Annotated in this window: 9 protein-coding genes; 5 read left to right on the top strand and 4 right to left on the bottom strand. The window is 70.1% G+C overall.

The features are described from left to right. Nucleotides 1–606: methyl-accepting chemotaxis protein (locus H036_RS0111955; RefSeq protein WP_017936762.1), on the top strand; the 606-nt coding region annotated here is incomplete at its 5' end. Here H036_RS0111955 and H036_RS0111950 read toward each other — a convergent pair. Further along, entirely contained in the window at nucleotides 600–1,418 is an 819-nt protein-coding gene (locus tag H036_RS0111950) for a DeoR/GlpR family DNA-binding transcription regulator (RefSeq protein WP_017935022.1), read from the bottom strand. The two genes, H036_RS0111955 and H036_RS0111950, sit on opposite strands and share 7 nt — an antisense overlap. Nucleotides 1,419–1,487: 69 nt before the next feature. Between H036_RS0111950 and galT the strand changes: the two genes are divergently transcribed. From galT to H036_RS0111930, 4 genes are all read left to right on the top strand, one after another. Further along, nucleotides 1,488–2,588 (top strand): galactose-1-phosphate uridylyltransferase, encoded by a 1,101-nt coding sequence (gene galT, locus H036_RS0111945; protein WP_017935021.1) that lies wholly within the window; start codon nucleotides 1,488–1,490, stop codon nucleotides 2,586–2,588. Then, nucleotides 2,585–3,757 (top strand): galactokinase, encoded by a 1,173-nt coding sequence (gene galK, locus H036_RS0111940; RefSeq protein ID WP_017935020.1) that lies wholly within the window; start codon nucleotides 2,585–2,587, stop codon nucleotides 3,755–3,757. Before galT ends, galK begins: the two co-directional genes overlap by 4 nt. Then, nucleotides 3,754–4,689 (top strand): aldose 1-epimerase family protein, encoded by a 936-nt coding sequence (locus tag H036_RS0111935; RefSeq protein ID WP_017935019.1) that lies wholly within the window; start codon nucleotides 3,754–3,756, stop codon nucleotides 4,687–4,689. Before galK ends, H036_RS0111935 begins: the two co-directional genes overlap by 4 nt. Nucleotides 4,690–5,103: 414 nt before the next feature. Beyond that, complete coding sequence (locus H036_RS0111930; RefSeq protein WP_017935018.1) at nucleotides 5,104–7,182, top strand: glycoside hydrolase family 2 protein; 2,079 nt, start codon at nucleotides 5,104–5,106, stop codon at nucleotides 7,180–7,182. A gap of 183 nt (nucleotides 7,183–7,365) precedes the next feature. Here the strand turns inward: H036_RS0111930 and H036_RS0111925 are convergent, their stop codons facing one another. The 3 genes from H036_RS0111925 to H036_RS0111915 all read right to left on the bottom strand — a co-directional run bounded on the left by H036_RS0111925 (nucleotide 7,366) and on the right by H036_RS0111915 (nucleotide 10,393). Continuing rightward, nucleotides 7,366–8,421 (bottom strand): LacI family DNA-binding transcriptional regulator, encoded by a 1,056-nt coding sequence (locus H036_RS0111925; RefSeq protein ID WP_017935017.1) that lies wholly within the window; start codon nucleotides 8,419–8,421, stop codon nucleotides 7,366–7,368. Nucleotides 8,422–8,507: 86 nt separating this feature from the next. Continuing rightward, on the bottom strand, nucleotides 8,508–9,431 hold the full coding sequence (locus tag H036_RS0111920; protein WP_017935016.1) for a carbohydrate ABC transporter permease: 924 nt from the start codon (nucleotides 9,429–9,431) through the stop codon (nucleotides 8,508–8,510). Beyond that, entirely contained in the window at nucleotides 9,428–10,393 is a 966-nt protein-coding gene (locus tag H036_RS0111915; protein ID WP_017935015.1) for a carbohydrate ABC transporter permease, read from the bottom strand. Before H036_RS0111915 ends, H036_RS0111920 begins: the two co-directional genes overlap by 4 nt. Nucleotides 10,394–10,426 lie beyond the last annotated feature (33 nt).

The raw sequence follows: 10,426 nt of genomic DNA, 5'->3' as shown, positions 1-10,426 counted from the left end.
CGGGAGATCGCGCGTAATGCGACCGATGCCTCCAGTGTGGCCGCGAACGCGGTCCGGGTCGCCGAGCAGGTCCGGGGTGCGGTGAACTCGTTGGATGCCTCCTCGGCGGAGATCTCTCAGGTGATCAAGCTGATCACCTCGATCGCCCAGCAGACCAACCTGTTGGCGTTGAATGCGACCATCGAGGCGGCCCGGGCCGGGGATGCCGGTAAGGGGTTCGCGGTGGTGGCCAACGAGGTCAAGGAGCTGGCGGGTGAGACCGCGAAGGCGACCGAGGAGATCGGGCGTCGGATCGAGGCGATCCAGGGTGATACCACCAATGCGGTGGAGGCGATCACCCAGATCACTGCGGTGATCGGTCAGATCAACGACATCACCGGCACCATCGCCTCTGCGGTGGAGGAGCAGACCGCTACCACCAATGAGATCGCGCGGTCGGTGACCGAGGCCGCGACCGGTGCCAACGGGATCGCCGCTGACATCACCAAGGTCGCCGGTGCTGCCGCGGAGACCCAGCAGGGCGCGCACGGCACCTCCGCGGCCGCCGGCGAGCTCGCCGGGATGGCCACCACCCTGGACCGCCTGGTCGGCACCTTCCGCTACTGAACCACGATCGTCCGGAGCCCGTCGACGGCGCGCAGCTCACCCAGCGCCTCGGCGGGCGCCGACGCGGTCGTGAGGAGTACGTCGACGTTCGCGATCTCGGCCACCTGGCCGAGATGGACCCGACCGATCTTGGAGCCGTCGGCCAGGACGACGGTCCGCGAGGCGGAGGCGATCATGGCCCGCTTGACCTCGGCCTCGGGGAGGTTGATGTTGGTGATCCCGGCCCGGGCATCGACGCCGTTGCAGCCGATGAGGGCCAGATCGGCCCGCAGCCTCGGCAGCACCCCGTCCGCGAGCGGCGCGACCAGGGAGTGCTGCAACGGCCGCAGCGTCCCGCCGGTGACCACCACCTGCAGCCGCGGGATGGCGGGCTCGAGCAGCAGGGCGATGGACAGGCCACTGGTGATCACCGTGAGGTCGCTCAGCGCGTCGCGGCGCAGCAGCTCTCGCGCCACCGCCGCTGCCGTCGTACCGACGTCGAGCAGGATGCTCATGCCCGGCCGGATCTCATCGACCGCCCGGGCGGCGATCGACCGCTTGTCCTCGCCGAGCGTCTCCAGCCCGAGCTCGTAGGGGCGCTCCTGCAGCTCGGGCACCGCTGCGGCCGGCATCGCGCCGCCACGCACGCGTCGTACCTGTCCTTCGGCCTCGAGCGCGTCCAGATCGGCGCGGACGGTGACCGCAGAGACGCCGAACTGCTCGCTCAGGTCGATCACCCGGACGAAGACACGCTGCTCGATGGCGGCCAGCATCCGGGCCCGCCGCTCGGCTGCGGAGGACTGGTCGGGGACAGGCACCTCGGCATCGTTCATCGCACGAGACGGTGTTGTCAATGCGAAACCCGTCTTGCTTTCGCTATCGAAAGTTCCTAGCGTGGGATCGTGAGTTCGATCATCAAGCGCACCTATGCGTTGGCCGACGGCCGCGAGCTGATCTACTTCGACGACGCCGACACGGCGCTGCCGCCGGAGCGAGCTCCGGACCTGCGCGACCTGGAGCCGCGTCCGCCGACGGCCGACATGCGGCTCGACGTGCTGACCGGTGAGTGGATCTCCGTCGCGACCGCGCGCCAGACCCGCGTCGTGATGCCGCCGGCGCAGCTCGACCCGCTGGCACCGCAGGCCGCCGGCAACCCGAGCGAGGTGCCGTCGAACTACGACGTCGCCGTCTTCGAGAACCGCTCCCCCAGCTTCGGGCCCGCCGCCGCGGGCGAGGGGCTCCCCGACCTCGGCCTGGGCGTCACCGCGCCCGCCGTCGGCCGGTGCGAGGTGGTCTGCTTCAGCCCCGAGCGCGAGGGCTCCTTCGGCAGCATCAGCCGCTCGCGCGCCCGGACGGTGATCGAGGCGTGGGCGGACCGGACCGCAGCCCTGTCCGCGCTCCCCGGTGTCGCCCAGGTCTTCCCCTTCGAGAACCGCGGCCGCGAGATCGGCGTGACCCTCCAGCACCCGCACGGGCAGATCTACGCCTATCCCTACGTGACGCCGCGGACCCAGCGCCTGCTCGCCTCCATCGAGCAGTACGGCGCCGGCCTGCTCGCGGACGTGCTCGACTTCGAGCGGAGCAGCGATCGGGTGGTGCTCGCCGGCGAGCACTGGACCGCCTACGTCCCGTTCGCCGCACGCTGGCCGATCGAGGTGCACCTGATGCCGCACCAGCACGTGCCCGACTTCGCCGCCACCACCGCCGAGCAGCGCGACGAGCTCTCCGTCCTCTACCTGCGGCTCCTGCGTGGCATCGACGCGCTCTACGACACGCCGACGCCCTACATCGCGGCGTGGCACCAGGCGCCGGTGCACCAGCACCGTGACGCCGTCCGGCTGACCCTGCAGCTCACCTCTCCGCGGCGTGGTGCGGACAAGCTGAAGTACCTCGCCGGCAGCGAGGCCGCGATGGGCGCCTGGGTCGCCGACATCGCTCCCGAGACCCAGGCCGGCCGGATCCGCGAGGCGATCGCCCGCGCCGACAAGGAGAACCCCGTATGACCACCCCGCTCGACCGCGTCCTCGCCGGCTTCTCCGAGCGCTACGGCTACGAAGCCGAGGGCGTCTGGTCGGCGCCCGGGCGGGTGAACCTGATCGGCGAGCACACCGACTACAACGAGGGCTTCGTGCTGCCCTTCGCCATCGACCGGCGCACCTACGTCGCGCTGGCCCTGCGTACCGACCGCCAGGTGCGCGTGGCGTCCGAGTCCGCCGACGGGGTCGGCGAGACCACCCTGGACGAGCTCGGACCCGAGTCGGTCTCCGGCTGGTCGGCCTACCCGCTCGGCACCGCCTGGGCCCTGGGCCGGACGGGTGCCGACCTCACCGCGGTGAGCGGCTTCGATGCCTACTTCGTCTCCGATGTCCCGACCGGGGCCGGTCTGTCCTCCTCGGCTGCGCTCGAGTGCTCGCTGGCCGTCGCGCTCAACGACAGCTGGGACCTCGACCTGAACGGCGGGACGCTCGTGCGAGCGGCGCACATCGCCGAGAACGAGGTGGTGGGCGCACCGACCGGGATCCTCGACCAGTCCGCGTCACTGCTCAGCGAGCAGGATGCGGCGCTGTTCCTGGACTGTCGCGATGCCACCAGCCGGACCGTCCCGCTGGACCTGGCGCACACCGGACTGACGGTGCTCGTGATCGACACCCAGGTCACCCATGCGCACGCCAACGGCGGCTACGCCTCACGCCGGGCCTCGTGCGAGGCAGCGGCGGCGGCGCTCGGTGTCGCCGCGCTGCGCGACGTGTCGGTGGCCGACCTCGACCGCGCCCGCGACGTACTCGACGACGAGACGTTCCGGCGGGCGCGCCACATCGTGACCGAGGACCAGCGGGTCCTCGACACCGTCCACCTGCTCGACACGGTGGGCGCGAGCGGGATCGGCGAGCTCCTGGTCGCCTCGCACGACTCGATGCGGGACGACTTCGAGATCAGCGTCCCCGAGCTCGATCTGGCCGTCGCGACAGCGCTGGCCGCCGGCGCGGTCGGCGCCCGGATGACGGGCGGTGGCTTCGGCGGCTCCGCGATCGCGCTCGTGCGCGCCGAGAGCGCCGACGACGTCGCCGAGCGGGTCACCAAGGCGTTCGCCGACCAGGGCTTCACCCAGCCCCGGATCTTCGAGGTCACGCCCTCGGCCGGTGCCCGCCGCGAGCCCGGGAGCGAGCAGTGACGACCGACCTCCGACCACTCTCGGGCGACCAGGTCGAGCTGCGTCACGGCCCCTACACGGCGTACGTCGCCAGCGTGGGCGCGTCGCTGCGCGCGTTGCAGCACGACGGCCGCGACCTGGTCGTGCCGTTCGGTGCGGACGAGGTGCGGCCGGCCTACCGAGGGGTCGTGCTGGCGCCCTGGCCGAACCGTGTCGTCGACGGCCGGTACGCCTTCGAGGGCGTCTCCCACCAGCTGCCGCTGACCGAGCCGGACCGCCGTCACGCGCTGCACGGGCTAGCGATCTGGCTCGACTTCGACATCGTCGAGCAGAGCGTCTCCGAGGTGGTGCTGGCCGCCACGATCGAGGCTCAGGCCGGTTATCCGTGGCGGGTGCACGTGAGGGTCCGCTACGCCCTCGACGACAGCGGGCTGCACACCGAGGTCGCCGCCCGCAACGACAGCGCCACGCCGGCCCCGGTGGGCCTGTCCGGGCACCCCTACCTCATCACCGGCAGCGGCCGGGTGGACGACTGGACGCTCGAGCTGCCGGCCGCCCGCTACCTGGTGGTCGACGACGAGCGACTCGTCCCGCAGTACGACGAGAGCGTCGCGAGCCACAGCGCCTTCGACTTCCGCTCACCGCGCCGCATCGGCACCACCTTCATCGACCACGCCTTCACCGCGCTGGACCGCGATCCGGACGGCATCGCGACAGTCCGGCTGGTCGCACCGGACGGCGACGGCGTCGGCCTCGCCTGGGACGCCGCAAGTCCGTGGGTGCAGGTCCACACCGCCGATCGACCGGACGCACCCGAGCTGAGCCGGATCGGGCTCGCGGTCGAGCCGATGACCTGCGCGCCGGACGCCTTCAACTCCGGCGAGGACCTGATCGTGCTCGCGCCCGGGCAGCAGACCGAGGCCGGCTGGACGATCTTCGCGATCCGCGCCTGACGCAGCTCGGCGAGATCGTCGACCTCGTGTCGCCGGGGTCGCCGGGGTCGCCGGGGTCGCCGTGATCCCCGTGATCCCCGTGATCCCCGTGATCCCCGTGATCCCCGTGATCCCCGTGATCCCCGTAGATCGTGGAGTGTTAGGCGCACCTGGTGCGCCTAACACTCCACGATGAATGGACCGCGTCGGCGAGGAGCGGCGCGGGGTAGCCCGCACAGGGGCGTCGACATCGAGTGCGAAATTGCAGCGCTGCAGAGTCTCTCGCCACGCACTGCAGGGCTGCCCGGAGAAGCCCCGCAAGGGTTTGGGGCAGCACGCTCCCTTGATCGACTCAGTAGAGTGCTGCAACGTTGCAAAAATGCTGCTATCTTCCAACCTCCAGCCGGCCGCACACTTGACTTGAAGGACCTGACCATGACGATCACCTCTGGGGCCACGGCAGGCGTGGGTTCGTCCGAGGGCATCCCGCGCCCTGAGTACCCGCGCCCCCAGTTCGACCGCTCGCACCGGTGGATGCCGCTCAACGGGACCTGGCAGTTCCGCAGGGGCGCGACCGGCGACCCGAGCGGCGACCCGACCGTCTCGGACGGCTGGGACGAGCAGATCCAGGTGCCCTTCGCCTGGGAGACGCCCGCATCCGGCGTCGAGGCGCACTGGGTCGAGCACGCGGCGTACCGACGGACCTTCACCGTCGACAGCGGCTGGCGCGACGAGCGGGTGGTGCTGCACTTCGGGGCCGTCCACCACGATGCCCGGGTATGGGTCGACGAGACCGAGGTCGGCACGCACACCGGCGGCTCGACGCCGTTCGAGTTCGACATCACCGACGCCCTGACCGACCACGAGGAGCACACCCTCGTCGTCTCGGTGCACGCCCCGGCCGACAAGCTGCACATCGCCCACGGCAAGCAGCGCAGCACACCCCGCGACGACTACGACAGCTGTGCCTTCACCGCCTCCAGCGGCATCTGGCAGCCGGTCTGGCTGGAGTCGCGTCCGCTGACCCACCTGAGCGGCCTGCGGCTCGTGCCGACCGTCGGCCTCGACGGCATCCGGGTCCTGGGAGACGTAGCCGGCCCCGATGCCGACAACGCCACCGTCGTCGTCTCCGTCGAGGGAGCCGACCTCAGCTGGACAGGCGATGCGGCGGCCCTCCGGGCAGGCGTCTCGCTCACCCTGGCCGAGCCGCGGCTGTGGTCGCCGGCCGATCCGCACCTGTACCGCGTGCGGGCGACGGTGGTCTCCGCCGACGGCGAGGACCTCGTCGTGGGCACGACCGGCCTGCGCAGCATCGAGACCCGGGCAGGACAGATCTTCCTCAACGGCCAGCGCATCTCGCTCCGCGGCGTGCTGGACCAGGGCTACTGGCCCACGACGGGCATCACGGCGCCGACCGACGAGGCGTTCGTCCGCGACCTCGAGGTCGCCCGTGACGCCGGCTTCAACATGGTCCGCAAGCACCTCAAGCTTGAGGACCCGCGATTCCACCACCACGCGGACAGGCTCGGGATGCTGGTCTGGGCGGAACCCGCCTCGACCGGACGGTTCTCCATCGCCGCCGCAGCCGCCTTCACCGCCCAGATCGAGCCGATGGTGGCCCGCGACGGCAACCACCCGAGCATCGTCGTGTGGGGTCTGTACAACGAGGAGTGGGGCCTGGACTGGGCGCTGCCGGAGGACCCCGCCAAGCAGGAGGTCGTCCGCAACGACTACCGCACGCTCAAGGCGCTCGACCCGACCCGTCCGGTGGTGGACAACTCGGGCTGGACCCACCTCGAGTCGGACCTGATCGACTGGCACGTCTACGACGAGACCCCTGCCGGCTGGGCGAGGAAGGTCGCCGATCTTGTCGCCGACGACGAGCCCACCTTCCCGGTGGCGATCGCGGTCGACACGATCGTGGAGAAGCGGCTGATGGTCGAGGGCCCCGTGCCGCGCGACATCCCCTTCGTCAACAGCGAGTTCGGCGGCGGCTGGACCTCGATCGACCGCGGGTGGAACCTGCACTGGCAGACCCAGGAGCTGCGCCGCTACGACACCATCGCCGGCTGGGTGTGGACCGAGCTCAACGACATCGAGCACGAGTCGGCGGGCATCGTCGACTGCAACCGTACGATGAAGGACCACGGCGGCCGCCCGCCGCAGCACGCGAACAGCGAGACGGTCCCGGTCTTCGGCGTCTCCCCCATCGCGCCCGGACGCGACATCGTGACCTCCGATGGCCAGGTCGACTTCGAGGTCGCCGTCTCCCACCACGGCAGCGACGCTCTCGATGTCAGCCTCACGGCCGCCTGGGGTCCGGTCTTCGGTCTCGAGCCGACGACCGAGGTGCGCGATGTCGACGCCGTACAGGTCGAGCCGTTCGTGCTGAGCAAGAGCGTCCGCCTGCGCGCCGAGCTCCCCGCCGGTACGCCGTCGGCGCGACTACATGTCCTGCTGCACGCAGAGGGGCGACTGGTCGGACGCGGCGCGATCGACGTCGTCCGCGGCTGAGCACGGTCGCTGAGCACGGTGAGCTCGCTGCGCACCTTGACACCCGGGGTGGGTGCTGCGCGCTGAACGTTCGTTCGCCCACCACGGGTGGGTGGCGCGCGCTGGACGTTTGTTCGGCCGCCCACAATGGTCGGCATCTCCCGAACGATCGTTCGGTCCCGCGCCCGCCCCGCCGTAGCACGGCTACCGGACGATGCCGGCGGTGCTCTCTCGGACGACCAGCTCGTAGTCGGCGTAGAACTCCGCCGGCTCCTCGTCCGCGGCGCCGCCGAGCCGGGCGATGACCCGCTCCACGGCCAGCCGCGCGATCTGGCGCCGGTCCGGCGCGATCGTGGTGAGGGACGGGGTCTGGTACCGGGCCGCCTCGATGTCGTCGAAGCCGATCACGGCGACGTCCTCAGGGACCCGCAGGCCGCGCGAGAGCAGCGTCCGGACGGCTCCGATGGCGACCAGGTCGTTGTAGCAGAAGACAGCGTCGGGCCGGCCGTCAGGATGACGCAGCAGCTGCTCCATCGCATCGGCGCCGTCAGCGAAGTGGAAGGTCCGCCGCGGAACCAGCAGCGACCTGTCCACCGGCACGCCCCGCTCCGCGTGCGCGAGCTCGTAGCCGCGGGTACGCAGCTGAGCCGTCTCACCGGTCTCGTACGGCTGGTCGCCGATCGCGGCGATCCGACGCCGCCCGAGGTCGAAGAGGTGGGAGGTCGCATCACGCGCGGCCGCGACGTTGTCGATCGTGACGTGGTCGAACTCGCTCTCAGCGATCCGCTCACCGAGCAGCACCAGCGGATGCTTCGGGTCACGCTGCGGCAGGTCCTTGTGCGAGAGCGCGAGCGGACTCAGGATGACGGCGTCGAACAGCGCTGCGTCACCCTCCCCCTGGATCAGCTCGCGCTCACGGTCGGGCTCGGCATCGGTCTGGTCGACCACGACGGTGTAGCCGAACTCGCGGGCCTTGGTGACGACCGCCCGCGCCAGCTCGGAGAAGTAGGGGACGTCCAGCTCCGGCACCACCAGGGCGATCAGCCCGCTGCGGCCGTTCTTGAGGTTGCGCGCGAGGATGTTGGGGCGGTAGCCGAGCTCGGCCACCGCCGCCTCCACGAGCTGACGCTTCTTCTCCGAGACCGGGGCGTAGCCGTTGACCACGTTGGAGACCGTGCGGATGGACACGCCGGCCCGCTCGGCGACATCGCGAAGCCTGGCCGGCCCCTTCATCTGGCCGTTCTGCGCATTGCCCACCATGCCCTCATCCTGCCGTGTGTACGACGAATCCACCCCGACACCGTGGATATCGGGGTGGAGTCGTGTCGTCGGAAGCAGCCGTCACGTCAGCCGGTCACGCTGCCCTGCAGCATGCCGCCGCGGAAGTATCGCTCGAGCACGAGGAAGAGCAGGATCAGCGGCACCACGGTGACCAGGCCACCGGTGATCAGCACCGGGACCAGCTCGGCCTTGGTGCCGGTCTCGGCGGCCTGGGAGAGCGCGGAGAGACCGACGGTGAGCGGATAGAGGCTGGCCTTGCTGAAGATGATCAGCGGCAGGAAGTAGTTGTTCCAGATCGCCACGATCGAGATCAGCAGCACCGTCATCAGGCCCGGGAAGGCCAGCGGCAGCGCGATCCGCCAGAAGATCCACAGCTCCGAGGCACCGTCGAGCCGGGCGGCCTCGATCAGCTCCTTGGGCACGGAGGCGTCGATGAAGGTGCGCATCAGGTAGATGCCGATCGGCGAGACCATGCTCGGCAGGATCATGCCCCACACGGAGTTGACCAGGCCGACCTTGGAGTAGAAGAGGAAGAGCGGCAGCGCGATCGCTGTCAGCGGCACCAGCAGAGTTGCCATCACCAGCAGGAACATCGTGTTCGCGCCGCGGAAGGAGTAGCGGGAGAAGCCGTACCCGGCAAGTGCGGACAGGATCGTCGCCCCCACCGCGCCGCCGATGGCGTAGAGCAGGGTGTTGCCGAGCCAGTGCACGAAGATGCCGGTGCCGCTGACGTTCTGGCCGAGGGCGGAGAGGTTGTGCCACAGCCGGAACGGGCCGGCGAACCAGAAGCCGAAGCTGTCGTAGATCTCGGCCTGGCTCTTGGTGGCGCTGAAGAACAGCCACACCAGCGGGCCGAGGACGAAGGCGGCGAAACCGACGGCGATCAGGTTGAGCACCACCGTCGTGCTGCGGCGCAGGCCGTAGAGGTGCGGCGAGACCTGGTCGGAGCCGGCCTTTGCCTTCGCGCCGCGCGCGGACGTCCTCGTCATCGGAATTCTCCGTTCCTACGGCGCACGGCGAAGCCGGCGACAGAGATGGCGCCGATGATCAGCGCGAGGATCACCGCTGCGGCGGCGCCGAGCTCGTACTCCCCGCTGCCCACGGCGGTGTGGTAGACGAACAGCGTCGGGGTGAACCCGAAGGAGATCGCCTGCGGCTGGAAGGACGCCAGGATGGACGGCTCGGTGAAGAGCTGCAACGCACCGACGGCATTGAGGAAGGCCAGCATCACGATCGACGGCATCACCATCGGCAGCTTGATGTGGACGATGATCCGCCACAGCGACGCGCCCTCCATGATCGCCGCCTCGGTGACCTCCTTCGGGATCGACTTCAGCGAGGTGTAGAGGATCGTCATGTTGTAGCCGGTCCACTCCCAGATCACGATCAGCATGATCGTGGGCAGGATCAGCCGGCTGGAGAAGAAGTCGACGTTGCCGAGCCCCAGCCACGACAGCGCCTTGGCGTAGGACCCGAAGCCGGGCAGCAGCAGGAAGGACCACATCACCGACGCGACCACGCCGGGTACGGCGAAGGGCATGAAGTAGACCGTCCGGAAGAACCTGCTGCCGCGGATGACACCGGCATCGAAGAGCGCCGCGAAGCCGAAGGCGATCGCCAGCGTCAGCGGCACCTGGATCGCACCGAAGACCAGCACCCGGACCACGCCCGACCAGAACTCGCCCGCGTGGAGCACCGTGCGGTAGTTCTCCAGGCCGACCCACTGCCGGCCGCCGATGAGCTTGGTCGCGAACAGGCTGGTGTAGACCGCGTAGACGGTCGGCACGAGCATGAAGAGCCCGAGCATCAGCATGTGCGGGGCGATGAACAAGGCTCCGGTGCGCTCGCGCCGGGACGAGGCCGTACGGCGCCGTACGGGCGGCTTGGGCGCTCCGATGCGGACATTGCCGGTGGAGCCGAGCGCTGGCGGGTGGATCAACTGCTGCGACATGGAGTGGCCCCTCCTGGTGAAGCCGTCTTCTGT

Origin of the sequence: Nocardioides sp. Iso805N (genome assembly GCF_000364605.1) — a bacterium.
Classification (GTDB): Bacteria; Actinomycetota; Actinomycetes; order Propionibacteriales; family Nocardioidaceae; genus Nocardioides.
This window is presented reverse-complemented; position numbering and strand designations above follow the sequence as displayed.